This window comes from Desulforegula conservatrix Mb1Pa, from assembly GCF_000426225.1.
Taxonomy (GTDB): Bacteria; Desulfobacterota; Desulfobacteria; order Desulfobacterales; family Desulforegulaceae; genus Desulforegula; species Desulforegula conservatrix.
This window is the reverse complement of record NZ_AUEY01000027.1, coordinates 1-18208: the sequence shown is the minus strand read 5'-3', so window position 1 is coordinate 18208 and position 18208 is coordinate 1. Positions and strand designations below refer to the sequence as shown.

Below are 18208 nucleotides of genomic sequence, written 5' to 3'. Positions count from 1 at the left end.
AAATCACTTACCCATCAAATATGATTTTCTTAATCCAGTCTCCTCATACAGCCAGAAAAAATCCTCGTCCTGCCATAGCTGCTTAAGAACTGTCTTGCCATTATCCGTAAGTGTAAAAAGCGTAAATGTCTTGGATGTATCAATATATCCGGAATTATCATCAATCAGATAACCAGACTGGAGAGCATCAGCATATGTAAGAAACTGAACTTCCTTTTTTACCCTTCTCGCAAATTTCGTAGCACCACTCTGCGTGCTCACTTTAATCTCACCGGAAATTTTTGAGTAAGGATCAATCCAGTCATATGGAACAGGATGGCCCGAAGATAAAAAAACCATGGTTTCGTTATCAGATTTTCCTTTTTTAATAGTCTTTGCTAAAGGATTAAGATTATCATGCAATTGTTTTTCAAATGCTATCGTGGATGCCTGTTTCGTCCCTTCAAGTATCTTAATACTAACGACTCTTGACTGATTCGTGTCATAGAAAACAATATCAGAATCTGTTTTCTCAACAGACCACACAGCAGAACCGGATTTACCTCCGGGCCCTCCTGAATAATAGGATTTAATCTTAGCTGTAAATGCCTCACAATTATAAGGCTCACAAAAAATTGCTATGAATAAAAGTATAAACAGAAATTGTATGGTTTTGTTAGAGTTCATAATAAAATCTCAACTACTTTATCGGTACAGAAATAATAAATAGATATTATAAATTTGACTAAAAAAATCAGGGAGACCCTGTTGCCAGGATCTCCCTTTTTGTTCATCGATAATCTAAGATTTCACTTAACATTATGTTAAGTCAAAACACATCTTAGAGGAATCTATTTGCATCATCAACATATGCTGTGTAGCTTGCTGAAGCTTCAGGGCTGCTTACGAAAGCAAAGCCAGCTGCATGGTCAAAACCGCAGAATGCCTTGATGCTGTAGTTCTTGGCTGTGTTGAAAGTACCGGTACCAGCAGTAAGCTGATCAGCAGTAATTGCGGAACCGTTGAACTGAGCGCCAACTGCGATGCTTGGAGTTGTATAGGTCTTGGTTGCGCCGGCTGCATCTGCGTAAACAAGGTTTGCAGTACCAGCAATTGCGCCGCCGTTAACGATTACATAACCACCCCACCAGCCAGGAGCCGCTGCAGGATCCATTGGAGGGAAGAATGGGAAAAGAAGAACTGAAGTAGAGGTTGTAGCTGAGCTACAGGTTGTAACGAAAGTACCGATTGTTACAGTGCCTTCAAAAAGCTGTCCGCAAGGTATTTTAGCAAGGTTAACCTTGATTTTTGCTTCAACGCCGTTTCCAATGATTCCGGTGTCATAGATCATGTTTGGAAGGTCAACACGGAAAACATTGTTGTTATCAAGGCTGAAACCAGACTGCTTTACGCTGTCGAATCTAGCTGTGGTCTGAATGGTACATTTGTTGTCAGTCTGATAAGCTACGGTTGATGCAGTATTAGATACATACTTTGTTGTTGTGGTAGCAGCCTTAGCTATACCAGCAACAGTTTTTGAGCATGCGTCTGCAGTTGCAAGATAACCCCAAAGATTTGGGTTAGCGCCGAAATATACGCCGCTTGTCATGCTTGTGGTTGTAACTTCATACATGTCACCAAGTTCACCGAACTGAGATGAGGTCTGGATGAGAAGGTTGTCGTTGAAAAGGGTATGACCTGTACAGCTGTATGCATTGGTGTACAGATAGGTAAAGCTACATGCTGAGCTCTGGCCAGAAATGCTGATCTGGTCAACATCTGCGCTCTTGCAGTTCTTGAGAGTTATTGAAGCAGCTCCGCCAGTATGTGCGATCTGGGAGTCACCAGTGAAGGTGAACTTGTCAGAAAGTGAAGCAAATGAAACGAATACAAGGTCACTTGTAAATGCAGGGTTAGATGCATTTATACAAAGTGTGTTTTCAACTGCTGGCTCTGTTGCTGCAACTGAGTCATCAAGACCGATAACTTCGTCAGAAGTACCAGTGTAGTTTGACTCACCAAAAATGAATGGAGAAGCTGTTTCATCTTTGTTGATCATGATAAGGTTTCTGTTAGCGCCATTTACGTTCCACGCTTTTCCGTCCATGATCTTGAAGTTCATCTTGTAACCGTTGGTTACTTTAAGAGTATCAGTAGCTGCGGTACCAAGAGCGTATACTGTGATACGGCGGCTTCCTGCAACACCAACAACTCTGAAAGTCATCTTGTCAGCTGTAACTTCACCGGCGTCAATAATAGCGTCAGCATTCGCGTCAACCCAGTTTGAACCAACACCATATCCGCCTGCTGTACCAGGAAGGCCTGTTACAGAAACTGTGATTGGGCCGGTTACACCAGTAGCAGCACTGCTTTCCTGAAGACGAGCTGCAAGACCAGATCCAACTGCGAAAGTCATGAAGCCGGTAGTGGTATTGAATGACTGACCACCAGCTGTGGTTGCCGCACCTATTGTATAATCGTATGATTTACAGAGAGATACGTTAACCGGAAGGTCCATATACCACCAGTCGCCTGCAGTAATGGTTGTACCAGCGTCAAATGCGAACTGGATTGAACCGGCTTTTTCACAGCCAGCTTTAACGATTGTTGGCGAGGTAAGGGTTACCTGCACCTGGTTTGCGGCAAAAGCTGCGCCAGCGCTGAAAAGCGTAGCTGCTGCAACCATGCCTGTGAGGAATTTTTTCATCTTTTTCTCCTGTTTAAATGTTGGTCTTTGTTTTTTGGTTTTGGCCAAAACTAAATAACAGAAACTATACTACTAAATTTTACCGATTTCAGTTGTTTTATAAACCACCTCCCTGGTAAACTGTTATTTCATTAAATTATGCTGTTTCAGTTTATTACAGTTGCGTACCGTTTTATACATGGTCTCGTCTGCAAAACTACTGATTAATTGCATTCAAATCAACAAGCGAAAATCCATTAAACTCATTAATTTTGTTAGGATGTATGACAAGGCCTTTCTCTTCATCAAATATCACAAGCCAGAAAGAAGGATCATCTATATTCAGATAATATCCGCCTGATAAATCTGTTCTTGCATGAATGCCTTTGTCAAAAAACAATATCTGCTCAAGGCTTTTTTCCTCACCTGGATCATAGAGGTTGTCTCCATCCGCATCCACGAATATTACTCCAGCTGAGTAATACTGTTCCGATATTTCGTTCCACGCGGAAAGATTCAGAACTATTTCAGACTTTATGTTTTCGCCTTCATTTACCTGATTGATATTTGACTCGGCATATACTTTGTTCAGATCCTGGTTCAGAATAATTGTTTTTTGATTTTCCGGCGAAAGATCTGATTTCAGCAATTCTGAGAAAAACTCTTCCGTGATCATGTTTACATTATAATGATTTAGGCCTTGAGTTCCTGATGGTTCGGTATTTTGACTAATATCTTTTATTAGCGAGGTCCTGAAATTGACTATGGGTTCAATATTTATATTGTTTTTGCTGATACCATAATATTCGGATTCAGGCAACCTATTTATACCATATTTAGTAAATTCATCTGCTTTATAATCAATTTTAAAAAGAGAAGGAAACGATTTTTCATAACTAAGGGTTTCTACATATGAGCTAATATCCATGCCATGACTTTCCATTATTTTCAAAGGCTTCTGTCTTGCCTGATTAATAAGGACAATAAGCTTTGAAGCAATTTCCATACGTGCCGTATTATTATCAGATTTTATTCCGTCCATCACCGCGATGTATGAATTAAAAAAACGTCCCTGAACTTTATATGTTGAGGATTTGACAGAAACCGCCATATCTGTGATCGCCGAATTGAATACAAGAGTATCGCCCAAACTTTGCTTTGAAAGCTCATATTTTATCAAAGTTGTAAAAACAGAGTCTTCGGCAAGTACAGGGTCTATATAATTTCTGAAGAGCACTATACCAATTGATTCTCTTGAAAGCTGATTATTGATTCCGGCAGCCCCAAGTCTTTCAGATACCCCGACGCCCTCCGGGCTTCTTTCTGAAAAATAATTTCTGTTCGCCATATCATCTATATGAGCAGAGGATGTGCCAATCAGCTCCGAATTAAAATTCAACCTGGGAAGACGCGTTCCGTTCAACCCTTCAACCCATTCCGGGAGCTTATCTGCAATTCTTTCCTTTTCGGCGAACTCCTTAATTTTTTTGTATGGCTCGTCCCTGAATTCATTTATTTTTTTAAAGATCGAAGCAGACATGGGTGCTGACAGAGCCGTGGTTTCACCAGCAAGGGCGACACCATTAATGGTCAGCGTTATAAAGATTAAAAAGAATATTTTATTTGCCATGCCTTTTTTCATGCCGAGTTTATATGCAATCGTGATGCCACAAATACAGCTCAATATATTTTATTTAAAAATATTTACATTTTCAGCTATTTATGAAAAATAGAATTATTAGCCAGCGCACAAGATCTCTATCCCATGCTCCTGTCTGGCCAATCATGACCATTGCCAATGGCTAAATTTAGCCAATCATTTTAAAAAAGCTGCCCAAATTCATTTCTGCCAATTTTCGGCCTTGACATTCTATTATCTCAATTTTATAAGTGAACAAACATTCACAAAGGACTTTCATGAGCCTGGAAAAACTCGACACAGAAACCAGAAAAAAGCAGATCGCTTCCGCAGCCTTTGAAATAATAGCCCTCAAAGGCACAAAGGGTCTTAGCATATCGGGTATATCAAAAAAGATCGGTCTTGTGCCGTCCGCAATCTACAGGCATTTCAAGAGCAAGGAAGAAATCCTTGATGCAGTGATTGATCTCGTAAAAGAAGGACTTACCGGCATTGCAAAAGAAGCTGGAAACGAAGAACGCAATCCCATTGACCAGTTAAGGAGGCTTGTCGCTCTTCATGCAGGATTCATAATGTCCAATAAAGCCTTGCCAAGAATCATGTTTTCGGAAGACGTGATAGCCGGGAAGAACCACAGAAGGGACAAGGTTTATGAAGCCCAGTCAGCCTATATCACAGAGATAGGGGAAATTATCTCAAGTGGCCAGAAAACCGGGGAAATCAGACCTGAGATTGATCCTTCAGCCGCTGCCGTAATGTTCATTGGCATTGTTCTTCCAGCAGGTATATTCTGGCATATGAGCTCTGAGCAGTTCGATATGCTGAAGCAGGTTGAAGCATCCTGGAAAATGTATCTTTCGGCTATAAAGGCTTAAAAATTATTATTCTTTATTCAAAGCATTATCAACTGGGGCCTGTCTTTACGTAAGCCGGGAGCAGGAATTTGCCAAAACATCATATTTGATGGAATTGCAAAAAGTCCAATCCTCGTCATTCCGGCGCAGGCCGGAATCCAGAAACATCTGAAATTACTGGATGCCGGATCAAGTCCGGCATGACTCCGATGCCTTTTAGGACTTTTTGCGAGTCCATCAAATTTGCAAGAGCATCGTTTTTATCAAAAAAAATAGCCTCAATATATTTGTGAATAAAAATTCACAAAAGGAGCCTAAATGAACAAAAAAAAGATATTGCCGTTGGTTGTCATCATAATTGCTGTTTCATACTTTTCATACAAAAAAATAGAGCTTAACAGATACAGAAACAGCGGTGTGGTAAAGGTTTCAGGCAATATCGAAATCACAGACGCTGATTTAGGGTTCAAAATACCGGGAAAAATTTCAAAAAGACTGGTTTCAGAAGGCGAAAAAATCAAGGAAGGCCAGGCAGTTGCCATAATGGACAGTTCTGACCTTGAAAAAGAAAAAGCCCTGAGGGAAGCCGAGGTCGAACTTGCCAAATCCCAGCTTGCCGAACTTGATGCAGGGTCAAGACCTGAAGAGATCGCCCAGGCAGCGGCACTTGCCAGATCTGTAAAAGCTGATGTTGAAAAGCTTAAGTCGGATTTTTCAAGACAAAGCGAACTTTTCAGGAAAAAGGTCATATCAGACAAGGAATACGAGGCAAGCAAGGCTGCCTATGATTCGGCCCAGGCTCGTCTCAAGGAAGCCCAGGAGAGGCTCTCTTTATATGAGCTCGGCCCAAGAAGCGAGAAATTAGATCAGGCAAGGGCAAATCTTCATCATGCGGTCGCAGCTTTAGAACTTGCTGAAACAAGACTTGGATATGCATGCATTTATTCTCCCCTTTCAGGTATGGTTCTGTCTCACCACGCCGAGCCAGGGGAATATGTCGGAGCAGGAACTCCGGTCGCAACTGTCGGAGATCTTGAGCATGCGTGGATAAGGGCATTTATCAGCGAGACAGATCTTGGCATGGTAAAGCAGGGGCAAAAAGCTGTTATAATCACCGACACATGGCCTGACAAAAAATTTGAGGGCACTGTCTCATTCATCTCTTCCCAGGCCGAGTTTACGCCAAAAACAGTCCAGACTGAAAAAGAAAGGGTCAAGCTTGTCTACAGAATCAAGATTGATGTTCCGAATCAGGATATGGAGCTTAAGCCTGGGATGCCTGCGGATGCTGAAATACTTACGAAACAGGATTAAAGGGGCGTCATGCCGGACTTGATCAGGCATACTGTTATTTCAGAGGCTTCTGGATTCCGGCCTGCGCCGGAATGACGGCAATCTGATTTTTTACGACTTTATCATTTATTACATTGCTAATAGGCAACTATATCTAAATGGACACGATCATTACAAAAGGCCTCACAAAAAAATTCGGGGATCTTGCGGCTGTTGAAAATCTGTCCATCAATGTGGCAGAAGGCGAATGCTTCGGTCTTGTCGGGCCTGACGGAGCAGGAAAGACAACAACTATGCGGCTTCTTACATCCATCATGGATCCGACATCAGGAGATGCATGGATTGACGGGTTACACATAGTTAAAGACAGCGAGGCAATCAAGGGGAAAATAGGATATATGAGCCAGAAATTCGGACTTTATCCTGACCTGACTGTAATGGAAAACCTCAATTTTTATGCCGATATTTACTGCGTGCCCCAAAAAGGCAGGAAAGAAAAGATCGAAAACCTTCTTTCCTTCAGCAATCTGACACCTTTCAAAAAAAGACAGGCAGGCAGGCTTTCAGGAGGAATGAAACAGAAACTCGGACTTGCCTGCGCACTGATCCATACTCCGAGAATTCTTTTTCTTGATGAGCCTACAAATGGGGTCGATCCGGTTTCAAGACGCGATTTCTGGAAAATCCTTTACCAGCTACTCAAGCAGAAAGTAACGATATTTGTGTCCACATCCTATCTTGACGAAGCTGAAAGGTGCAACAGACTGGCTCTTATCCATAAGGGAAACCTTATTGCGTCAGGAACCCCGGCCCTGATCAAAAAAATGATGCCGTCAAAAATACTTGAAATCAGCACGCTTTACCCAAGGAAAACGGCTGGGGTGCTGAAACAAAATTTTACCTGCGCTGATATAAGCCTATTTGGAGACAGGGTGCATTTTTCAGGAACGAATATAAGCGGTGATGTGGAAAACATAGAAAGTTTTCTTTCTAATTCAGGAATCGAAATCAAAACAATCAGAGAAATTGAACCGACTCTTGAGGATGTTTTTGTTTCAGCTCTCAAAAATGGTAGCGAGAATTATTAAAAAATCGACCCGTTGCAGGCATTCGGTTTAACGTCGGATTACGGACAAAGGACGCTCTAATCCGATCTACGAATGGCCTACGAATCGGCCTTTTTTAATGGCAATTTAACCATACAAGGCAGGCATGATGAATGAATTTGCTGTGCAGGTTGATCATATTGAAAAAATTTTCGGGGATTTCACGGCTGTGAACAGAATCAGCTTTAAGGTCAGAAAAGGTGAAATTTTCGGATTTCTTGGGCCAAATGGCGCTGGCAAGTCAACAACCATAAGAATGCTCTGCGGGCTTCTTGTTCCGACGTCAGGCACAGGTTCTGTTGCAGGTTTCGATATAATCAAAGATGGTGAAAAGATAAAAGAGAACATTGGCTATATGAGCCAGAAATTCTCGCTTTACGAAGATCTGACTGTCGAGGAAAATATTGATTTTTACAGCGGCATTTACAAACTTCCCAGGAGCAAAAAAAAAGACAGAAAAGACTGGGTTCTAAAAATGGCGGGGCTTGAAGATCACAAAAAAACAAAAACATCAGTGCTTTCAGGAGGCTGGAAACAGAGACTCGCCCTTGGTTGTGCAATTATACATGAGCCACCCATCCTTTTTCTGGACGAACCGACTTCAGGCGTCGATCCAATAAGCCGCAGACAGTTCTGGGAACTTATCAACGGTCTTTCGGAATCAGGAGTTACGGTATTTGTAACTACGCATTATATGGACGAAGCCGAATACTGCGACAGGATAGCGCTTATCTACAGGGGAGATCTTATTGCTCTCGGAACGTCGGGCAGTCTTAAAACCGAATTCATGAAAGAAGACATAATAGATATAGACTGCTCCCTGCCCCAGGATGCAATGGAAATACTGGAAGGTCTGAAAGGTATCAAGGAAGTAGCTCTCTTTGGGAAAGGCCTGCACGCCGTTGCAGAGGAAAATGTGGAAAAACTTGTGCCCAGGATCAAGGAGCTTCTTGGGACGAATGGATATGCTGTAAACCGCGTTGAAAAAATAATGCCGTCGCTGGAAGATGTTTTTGTTTCCATGATCGAGGCATATGACAGATCCCTTGAACCCCAGAAAGGGGTGAGCCTGTGAGATATTCAAGAATAAAGGCAGTCGCTGTAAAGGAATTCATACATATCATGAGAGATCCGAGAAGCCTTGGGATGGCAATTTTCATTCCCATGCTCCTGCTTCTCCTTTTCGGATACGCGCTAAGTCTTGATGTTGACAGAGTTCCCCTTGCTATCTGGGATCAGGATCAATCTCCTTTATCAAGGGATTTTATAAGCAGATTTGACGGCTCTCCGTACTTTAAAATAAATTCATACGTTTCGAGCTACAGAGATGCTGAACTTGCCATTGATAAAAGGGACGCCATGGCTGCGATCATTATTCCATATGATTTTTCCGCAAAAGCGGGCAAATCCGCCAAAGGGTCGGTGCAGCTGATCCTCGACGGCAGCGATTCCAACACTGCGACAATTGCCTCTGGATATGCGGACATGATCACATCCTTATGGTCTGAAGATCTTATACTTAAAAAAATACAAAAAGCCGGAGGCCGGCCTGTTTTAAATCCTGTGGAGCTCAGGCCAAGGGTCTGGTTCAATTATGACCTCGAATCAAGGAACTACATCATACCAGGCCTTATTGCAGTAATAATGATGGTTATTTCTGCACTTCTCACATCCCTTACAATAGCCAGGGAATGGGAACAGGGCACAATGGAACAGCTTATTTCAACTCCTGTAAAAGGCCATGAACTCATTTTTGGCAAACTTCTTCCATATTTTATCATTGGAATGACGGACGTAGCCATAGCTGTCATCATGGGAGAATTTCTTTTCCATGTTCCAATGCGAGGAAGCCTCGTGATGCTCTTCTTCATGTCAGGAGTCTTTCTTGCCGGAGCCTTAAGCCTTGGAATCCTGATCAGCATAATTGCCAAAAACCAGTTCCTTGCAAGCCAGGTTGCAATGATAATGACTTTTCTGCCGTCGTTCCTTCTTTCCGGCTTCATGTCTGCAATAAGCAATATGCCAAAACCTTTGCAGATAGCGACCCACGTAATACCGGCGAGATATTTTGTTACAATACTCAAAGGCATATACCTTAAAGGAGCCGGATTAAGGGTTCTTGCGGCTGAAGCAAGTCTGCTTGCGGTGTTTGGAATTATTGTGATGGTTGTTGCAAACAAAAAATTCAAAAAGAAACTAGGATAAATAGTTGACAAGGTCACAAAAAGTCCGATTCTCGTCATTCCGGCGCAGGCCGGAATCCAGAAGTATTTGAAAATACTGGATGCCGGATCAAGTCCGGCATGACGACACCGCCCATTTTTGACTTTTTGCGAGGACATCAATAGTTACGCTGAAACGACCGTCTCGGCCACAACAGGTGTTATAGGGATCATCATGTTTGAACGCATTTTAATAATGCTAAGAAAAGAGTTTATCCAGGTTTTCAGGGACCCAAAAATGACGAGGGTAATCCTTGTTGTGCCTGTGGTTCAGATGATGGTTTTTGGCTATGCTGTTACGACTGATGTCAAACATGTTTCAACAGCCCTCCTTGATCTGGATAACAGCGTAAAAAGCAGGGAATATATTTCAGACTTCAAAGGTTCCGGGCATTTTGATTTTACGGCTTTCCCTGAAAATGATTCTGTTGCCTCAGACCTTCTTGACAAGGGAAAGGTTCGCGCTGTCATAAGGATAAACAGAGGGTTTGACGAGGATATCAGGGCTGGAAGAACATCAGAGGTACAGCTCCTGCTTGATGGTACTGATTCAAATTCCGCAAGGATAATAGCTGATTACAGCATGAAAATAACATCAGAGTTTTCAAAAAAAATGACGGGCACTACCGGAAAATACGAAGGTATAAGCCTTGAAAAGCGGGCATGGTTCAATGACAATCTTGAAAGCAGGAACTTCTATGTCCCAGGAGTAATGGCCATAATGGTCATGCTCATAACTCTCATGCTGACAAGCATGGCTGTTGTCAGGGAAAAAGAGGTTGGAACCATAGAGCAGATTCTGGTCACGCCTATAAAAACCCATGAATTCATTATAGGAAAAACCATTCCCTTTGCAATAATCGGATACATAGACGTTCTCATAGTAACACTGGTTGGTGCGTTCTGGTTTGAAATACCAATAAGGGGCAGCCTGTTCCTTCTTTTCGGAGGGTCAACTCTTTATATAATGACAGCCCTCGGTATTGGCCTTCTTATTTCAACGGTCAGCGAAACCCAGCAGCAGGCCATGATGAGTACCTTCTTCTTTTTTTTCCCTGCTGTTCTTCTTTCAGGCTTCATGTTTCCCATAGCCAATATGCCGGAAATTGTTCAGTGGATAACACTTTTAAATCCTCTGAGGTATTTCCTGATAATTGTCAGGGGGATTTTTCTGAAAGGCATTGGCATTGAAATTCTCTGGCCGCAGTTCTGCGCTCTTGGTCTTATGGCAACAAGCATGCTTTTTGCTTCGATAAAAGCATTCAAAAAAACAGTTTCATAAAGAGGCTTTAAATGAAAAAGATCATTAAATATTTAAATTTAAAGGACTCGCAAAAAGTCCAAAAGAGGTATCGGCGTCATGCAGGACTTGATCCGGCATCCTGTATTTTCAGTAAGTTCTGGATTCCGGCCTGCGCCGGAATGAAGGGAATCGGACTTTTTGCGACCTTGTCAAATTTATTCTATATCATATCAGTATGTGCTATCTTTTTTTCAGGGTGTTCATCATTAAATGCACCGCCCCAGCCACCATCCATTGATTCATATTCAGCTCCGGACTCAGTCCCGATCACTGAAAAACAAGGATTACATCAGCCGGGCGAAAACAAAACCTCAGTCCCTGAAGCAGGCTACAGCGAACTGACTCTTGATGAATGCGTTAGTATCGCCCTTGAAAAAAACCCGGCGAGGCAGTCTGCCGAAGCCACAGTGAGCATGGCCGAAGAAAACGCTGGCATTGCCAAAGCTCCTTATTACCCTGAAGTATCAGCTTCAGCAGGATATTCAAGATTCCAGAGACATGCATTTTTGCCAGGAAATCTTCCCATAAAATCAGACTCGACTTTAATCGGGCCAGAAAACGACTGGACAAGCGCCATAAGCGCAAGGCTGACCATTTATGATTTTGGTGAAAGAAGCGCGAGGCTCGGTTCAGCACTCGCAAGAAAAGAAGCAGCGTCTGACGAGGCCGAAAAAATCAGGCAAGAAATAATAACAGGAGTTAACAGATCTTTTTACGGTCTAATGGCTGCCAGCCAGGCAAGGGAAGTTGCGCTTAAAAATCTTGAAAGAAATGAAAGCCAGCTCAAGAGCGCGGAATCACGATACGAAGTTGGCGCTGTGTCCCGTACCGATGTTTTGCGTGCAAGGGTTGGGGTTGCAGACGCCAAACTGAGTGTTGTAAAGACAGAAAGCTTGATATCCATGGCATCAGGAGATCTTAACACTGTGATGGGCCTGCCTGTTGAACGACCCATAAAAATCCGGGCATCCGGACCAGAAATACAAATGCCTGAAAAAAAGCTCCTTGATCAAGCCTTTATTCAGGCAAAAGAAAAAAGGCCCGAGCTGAAAGCAGCCATGCAGAAAATATCAGCGGCAAAATTTGGCGTCGAAGAGGCAAGGGCCGGATTCGGGCCAAAACTCAAGGCCCAGGCAAGCTATGGCTGGGAGGATGATACATGGACACCGAATGATAAAACATGGCTTGCCGGATTAAGTGTTGAAATACCTGTTTTCACAGGATTTGCCAAGACACATAATCTTGCAGGAAAAAAAGCTGAGTTAAAAAAAGAAGAAGCGGAAGCGATCCGCCTTATTCAAAACGTAAGACAGGAAGTTTGGAAATCATATACAAAACTTAAGGAATCATTTGAGGCATTTCAGGCATCTGAAAGCATGGTTAAGGAAGCCGAGGAAAGTCACAGATCAACAAAGGAAAGATATGAGGCTGGCGCAGCTACCATAACAGATCTTCTGGATGCCCAGGTTTCCCTTACCAAGGCTGACGCTAACAGGGTAAATGCAAAATGGGATTATTATGTTTCCGAAGCTGAATTCAAAAAAGCCTCTGGCGGGTTGTAAGGCATATATGCGGGGCTTGACCTGTCACCTGCGGGTCGCTTTTGAAAGATGGACTCACAAGAAGTAAAATAAGGCGGTGGCGTCATGTCGTACTTGATACGGCATCCAGTACTTTCAGATATTTATGGATTACGGCCTGCTCCAGAATGAAGGTAATCGGACTTTTGCGACCTTGTCTTGAAAAAAGCTACGCAAAAACTTTGATGATTGGGAATGTGAAATTTGAAAAAAAAACTGATTCTTGCAGGAGGCGGACACGCCCATCTCCTCACGCTGGCCCACATGCGCGAGATCACTTCAAGTGGTCATGAAGTGACCCTTGTCAGCCCATCTGAATTTCATTATTATTCGGGCATGGGGCCTGGAATGCTTGGAGGTATTTATGAACCTGAAGACATAAGTTTCAATATAAAAAAAATGACCGAGGCAGGTGGAGGATCTTTCGTAAGGGACTCGGTGGAAAAAGTTGACCCTATGGAAAAAACTCTTTTTCTAAGGTCAGGCAACAGACTGAAATACGATATGGTCTCTTTTAACACGGGAAGCATGGTTTCCTTTAAAACAACAGTTTCAAATTCTACCGATATATTCACCGTAAAACCTGTTGAAAATCTCTTTATTGCCAGAAACAGACTGATTCAACTTTGCAGAAACAAAAAAAAATCAGTGGCCATAATAGGAGGAGGCCCGGCCGGAGCAGAAATTGCCGGAAACATTCATTCGCTATGTAAAAAAGCGAATCTCATTCACCCGGAAATCAATCTCTACTGCGACGGATTCATGTCGAGATTTTCTTCATATTTTTCAAGCCTTGTAAAAAAATCGCTGGTGGAAAAGAATGTCAGGATCAATGAGCAGTTCTCTGCAACTTATATTGAACAAGGCTTGATAAGATTTGATAACGGTAAAACCGTAAAACCGGATCTTATTTTCATTGCAACAGGAGTAGCCCCCTCCCCTGTTTTTAAAAACTCTAATATGGAAACAGGTCCTGACGGAGGACTTTCTGTAAACAGGTTCCTTCAATCCATAAACCACCCTGAAATTTTCGGAGGCGGAGACTGCATCCATTTCAAAGATCTACCACTTGACAAGGCTGGTGTTTACGCGGTCAGAGAGGCGTCAGTCCTGCTAAAGAATATTCTTGCTTTCCTTGGCAATAATATTCTGCAACCATTTTATACAGACAATGACTATCTTATGATCCTTAACACTGGGAACAGAAATGGAATCCTTAAAAAGGGAAGGTGTGTATTTGAAGGCAAGGCAGCCTTTATACTCAAGGATTATATAGACAGACGGTTCATGAAAAAATTTGGCTCGGGGTAATTCCCTGCGCTAATTTTGAACATATTTTTGAATATGCGGCATGAACATTGATGGCTTCGCAAAAAGTCAAAAAAAAGGCGGCGGCGTCATGCCTGACTTGATCCGGCATCCAGTATTTTCAGCTACTTCTGGATTCCGGTCTGCGCTGGAATGACGAGAATTCGAGTTTTTGCGGTTTCATGAACATTGACATAAATTGAATGAAATGGGAAAATCCGTAAAAAAGTCAGCTCAGCCAACCAAATTCAAAAAAATGAAAGGCTTTCAAAATGAAAACCATAAACAAACTGATAGGATTAAGCATTTTAACGGCAGCATTGTTTATTTCCAGCCCTGTATTTGCCCTTGAATGGAAGGGCGGAGTGGATTTCATGTTCGGGAAAAAAGAGCTGGACAGCGACTGGACCCCTGTGGATTCATGGCAGGAATTCGGAGTCATGCTTTCCTTCACCGAAGCTGATCTGCCATTTGGCATAACATTGGGATATCTTACAGGCAACGATGACAGTCTGTCTGTTTCTGAAGGCAGGGGAATCAATATTGAGGGCCAGACAGACGAATTCCTGCTTGGTCTTAGAAAAGAATTTTCGCCTCCACAAGCAGATTTCTTCAGAGTTTATATAAATGGTGGCTATACTGCAATCAAATGGGATATCGAAACTACTTACAGTAACGCTGGAGCTGTTTCTGGCTCGACAGAAGAGGATGACTGGGCCCATGGTTTCTGGCTCGGAGGCGGAATGTATTTTATTTTCGCAAAAAATGCGGCAATAGGCATTGATTACAAATATACTGACGCATCCTCAGATATTAATACTGCTTTCGGAGAAAGAACCCTTGAAGCAGGGGGCTCCCATTATTCTGCCTTTGTGGGCTGGAGATTCTGATTTCACCGGTTAATTATCTGAAATTTTTTGCGGAGCTTTTTTCAAAAAGCGACCCGCAGGAGGCATGCTGATAAATGTCGGATTACGAGCAAAGAACGCTCTAATCCGACCTACTAATTAGACTTTTTGCGACCTTAACAAAATTACGCCTATTGAATCCACATAATGACTGAATCGACTATTTCTGCTTTTCTAAATTTGATGGACTCGCAAAAAGCCCCAAAAAGGCATCGGAGTCATGCCGGACTTGATCTGGCATCAAGTAATTTCAGCCACATCTGGATTCCGGCCTGCGCAGGAATGACAGTAATCGGACTTTTTGCGACTCTGTCAAATTTCAAAGTATTACCACTATGAATATAAAACTTATCGAAACCCATGAATCAGTTGACTGGGCCATACTTGCGGGCGTCTATGAGAAGGCTCCGCTTGGCACACGCGACCCTGTGAAGCTTGAGGCTGTTTTTAAAAACAGCGAACACAAATGCTTTATTTTTGATCAGAAGAATATAATTGGAGCCGCCCGGGCAATATCAGACGGATTTGACTGTGCAGTAATATGTGACGTGGCGATTCTGCCCGAATATCAAGGTCATAGACTAGGCAAAATGATGCTGGATCACCTGATGAAAAAACTTGGGGGACATAACAAAATACTTCTTTACGCAGCGCCAGGAAAGGACGGTTTTTATCTGAAACTTGGTTTCAGAAAGATGAAAACCGCAATGGCAATATTTTCTGACCAGGACAAAGCCTTTAAGGGCGGATTTATTGAATAATCATAAATATTCACTTTTGATGATCTCGCAAAAGGTCAGGAAAGGGGTTCAGCGTCATGCCGAACTTGATCCTGCATCTTTGTATTTTCAGACAGTTCTTGATTCCATATCAGGAAAGTTTTTGCGGAGCTTTTTTTAAAAAGCGACCCGCCGGAGTTATTCAGGATCAATGTCGGGTTACGAGCAGAGGGCGCTCAAACACGACCGATGATTGGCCTACAATTGGCCTTTTTTACAGCAATTCAACCAACACCGGAATTTATTTAATGTTCTCCAATTTCATATATTTCATTGCCGCAATACTCCTATTCGGCGCATATGAGCAAAACGCCATTCCTGGTGAAAATAGCACCACTTGGCTTCTTTATCCTTCGTTTGGGATATTGTTTTTTTTCTTTCTTATCGAATTTTTCTTTTTCAGGAATCTTTGTAAAAGAGTGGATCATGAAAATATTGAAAAATCAGACCATGATTTTACAAGGGCATCAGGATTTTTCTCCATAGCCGTACTTATTATTTACGGAGCCTTTATCTATTTGCTGAATATCTCCGAATATGTTCCTGATTTTAGTAAGCACCCGGACATACAGACATTCAAGAATCTCGTTGTTCTGTCATTCTTTATCATCCTTATTTCAGCGCACTGGTCTGCATCATACCAGGCGTATAAAAGAATCTATTCTGAAAACGAAGGCGTTTTAGCCTATATAAAATCGCAATTGATGTTTTCTGTGCCTGTAATTTTCCCTTGGCTTATTCTGTCCATTTTTTCAGATATTATTAATGTATTACCTTTACCCGATTTAAGAAAATGGCTCGCATCAACTGAAGGTGAACTTTTTTTCTTTGTCTTTCTTATTATAGTAATGTCATTTGCAGCACCTTTTCTGATCATGACCGCATGGAAATGCAGACCATTAAAAGCAGACAGAAGCCATGAAATAATTGAAGGCATATGTAGGAAAACAGGGATCAAATTCAGAAAGATTCTGGAATGGCCTCTTAAAGGAGGCAACGCGATTACCGCCGGAGTAATGGGCGTTTTTACAAGATTCAGATACCTGCTAATTACACCCGGCCTGATAAGAAGTATGACAGATGATGAACTTGGCGCTGTGGTTGCACATGAAATTGGCCATGTAAAATACAGACATATGATACTTTATATGGTGGTCATAGGGGCTTTTTCCTTTACATCAATAATCCTTGCGCCGAGCCTTGAGGAAATACTCGCCTTTTCAGGTATTCTCACGACATCACTCGAGCCACATGCCATGGCAACAAGATACATTTCCTTCATTCCTGGAATCATATCCGTAATTTTTTTCATAGCTTTCATACGGTTTGTCTTTGGATTTTTCATGAGGAATTTTGAGAGACAGGCTGATTCCTTTGCCGCAAGAATCATGGGAAGCCCAATGCCTCTGGTAAGGGCCTTTTACCGGATCGTTTTGCTGTCGCGTCAGAACCCTGAAAAACCAAGCTGGCATCATTTCAGCATAAAGCAGAGAATAGATTTTGTACTCAAATGCGAAGGCTCTCCAAATGTCATAAAAGCACAGGACAAAAAGGTTTTTATGTCACTTGCAGCCTATTTTTCAATTCTTTTGATTGTAATTATGTCGACAGGCATTTACGAAAAATCAGATTTCAGGGACACGCTTTTTAGAAAATTTCTAACAGATGTCAGCAAGGGAGAATTAAAGCAGCATGAAATGGATCAGATAATGGCCGATTCATATTACATGAAAGGAAATATTGAAAAATCGGCTTTTTTTTATGAACAGGCAGATCAAAAAAACCCGGACAACCCTGAGGTTCTCAATTCGCTCGCATGGATTTATGCGACATCTGAAAAACCATCTTTAAGAAACCCTGTAAAAGCTGTCGAACTTGCAAAAAAAGCGGTCTTATTAAAACCAGAGTCCCCTCATATTTGGGACACACTTGCGGAAAGCTGTTTTGCATCCGAAGATTACTCAAATGCCATAAACTATGGGAAAAAGGCGATCAGCCTGGCCGAAGAAAAAGACCTTGACTACTATAAGGAGCAGCTTGAAAAATACGGTAAAAAAGCAGGGATGGGCCAAAGTGCCTGGAAATAGATCCATTAAAGTTGGCTATGTTTAAACCGAAATAATGAATTTTTGTGTATTTCTTCATCTTGGGGAACTATTTGTAAAAGGTGCTTAAAGTCCCCTCAAAAACTTTATGAATATTTAGCAATAACAGGCTGATGCCATATATTATCATTCTTGTTATTTAAAAGTTTTTCTGATTACCACTCTGCTTCAGCCATAGAAAGCATGGTTGATGGCATGGGTGGAGTCCTAAGAGCAACATAAATCAGTCTGTGAATCATGGACGGCAGATCATATCGGCGATTGAATCTGTACTGAAATTCTGCCAGGTACCGCGGAACATGCTTGCGATTAATTGCATGATAAGTACCTTTGAGCGCATTTTTTAAGTTACCAAGTATTATATTGACCCATTTGAAGGATGGATGCTCTACAGCTGCTTTACCACCTCCAGTAACATGGGGTTCGTGCTGGAAACCAGCGAGCTC

At 42.1% G+C, this 18208-nt stretch carries 15 protein-coding genes; 11 read left to right on the top strand and 4 right to left on the bottom strand.

Annotated features, from left to right (window positions below; genetic code table 11):
• Positions 1-3: 3 nt before the first annotated feature.
• The 3 genes from K245_RS0111165 to K245_RS0111155 all read right to left on the bottom strand — a co-directional run bounded on the left by K245_RS0111165 (position 4) and on the right by K245_RS0111155 (position 4295).
• Positions 4-666, bottom strand: a complete 663-nt coding sequence (locus K245_RS0111165) for a hypothetical protein (RefSeq protein WP_027359354.1) — start codon at positions 664-666, stop codon at positions 4-6.
• A 154-nt stretch (positions 667-820) separates the two neighbouring features.
• Positions 821-2686 (bottom strand): hypothetical protein, encoded by a 1866-nt coding sequence (locus K245_RS0111160; protein ID WP_027359353.1) that lies wholly within the window; start codon positions 2684-2686, stop codon positions 821-823.
• 196 nt (positions 2687-2882) lie between these two features.
• Positions 2883-4295 (bottom strand): CAP domain-containing protein, encoded by a 1413-nt coding sequence (locus tag K245_RS0111155; RefSeq protein WP_156906772.1) that lies wholly within the window; start codon positions 4293-4295, stop codon positions 2883-2885.
• A gap of 287 nt (positions 4296-4582) precedes the next feature.
• Here K245_RS0111155 and K245_RS0111150 point away from each other — a divergent pair, with 287 nt between their 5' ends.
• From K245_RS0111150 to K245_RS0111090, 11 genes are all read left to right on the top strand, one after another.
• Positions 4583-5179: a TetR/AcrR family transcriptional regulator gene (locus K245_RS0111150; protein ID WP_027359351.1), complete on the top strand. Its 597-nt coding sequence runs from the start codon at positions 4583-4585 to the stop codon at positions 5177-5179.
• 297 nt (positions 5180-5476) lie between these two features.
• A complete protein-coding gene (locus K245_RS0111145; protein WP_027359350.1) occupies positions 5477-6472 on the top strand; it encodes an HlyD family secretion protein in 996 nt (331 codons plus the stop codon).
• 137 nt (positions 6473-6609) lie between these two features.
• Positions 6610-7539 carry an ABC transporter ATP-binding protein gene (locus K245_RS0111140; protein WP_027359349.1) on the top strand — a complete coding sequence of 310 codons (930 nt, stop codon included), beginning with the start codon at positions 6610-6612 and terminating at the stop codon, positions 7537-7539.
• A gap of 124 nt (positions 7540-7663) precedes the next feature.
• Positions 7664-8632, top strand: a complete 969-nt coding sequence (locus K245_RS0111135) for an ABC transporter ATP-binding protein (RefSeq protein ID WP_198013878.1) — start codon at positions 7664-7666, stop codon at positions 8630-8632.
• Complete coding sequence (locus tag K245_RS0111130) at positions 8629-9762, top strand: ABC transporter permease (protein WP_027359347.1); 1134 nt, start codon at positions 8629-8631, stop codon at positions 9760-9762. The genes K245_RS0111135 and K245_RS0111130 overlap by 4 nt, the downstream gene beginning before the upstream one ends.
• A gap of 192 nt (positions 9763-9954) precedes the next feature.
• Complete coding sequence (locus K245_RS0111125; protein WP_027359346.1) at positions 9955-11061, top strand: ABC transporter permease; 1107 nt, start codon at positions 9955-9957, stop codon at positions 11059-11061.
• Between the two features lie 11 nt (positions 11062-11072).
• Complete coding sequence (locus tag K245_RS0111120; RefSeq protein ID WP_027359345.1) at positions 11073-12644, top strand: TolC family protein; 1572 nt, start codon at positions 11073-11075, stop codon at positions 12642-12644.
• A 222-nt stretch (positions 12645-12866) separates the two neighbouring features.
• Entirely contained in the window at positions 12867-13973 is a 1107-nt protein-coding gene (locus K245_RS0111115; RefSeq protein WP_027359344.1) for an NAD(P)/FAD-dependent oxidoreductase, read from the top strand.
• A gap of 269 nt (positions 13974-14242) precedes the next feature.
• A complete protein-coding gene (locus K245_RS0111110) occupies positions 14243-14860 on the top strand; it encodes an outer membrane protein (RefSeq protein ID WP_027359343.1) in 618 nt (205 codons plus the stop codon).
• A 353-nt stretch (positions 14861-15213) separates the two neighbouring features.
• Positions 15214-15639: a GNAT family N-acetyltransferase gene (locus K245_RS0111100; protein ID WP_027359342.1), complete on the top strand. Its 426-nt coding sequence runs from the start codon at positions 15214-15216 to the stop codon at positions 15637-15639.
• A gap of 266 nt (positions 15640-15905) precedes the next feature.
• Entirely contained in the window at positions 15906-17744 is a 1839-nt protein-coding gene (locus K245_RS0111090; protein ID WP_027359341.1) for a M48 family metallopeptidase, read from the top strand.
• A gap of 173 nt (positions 17745-17917) precedes the next feature.
• On the opposite strand, the gene K245_RS24040 is transcribed toward K245_RS0111090, so the two are convergent.
• A partial coding sequence (locus tag K245_RS24040) for a transposase (RefSeq protein ID WP_035276808.1) occupies positions 17918-18208 on the bottom strand: 291 nt, incomplete at its 5' end.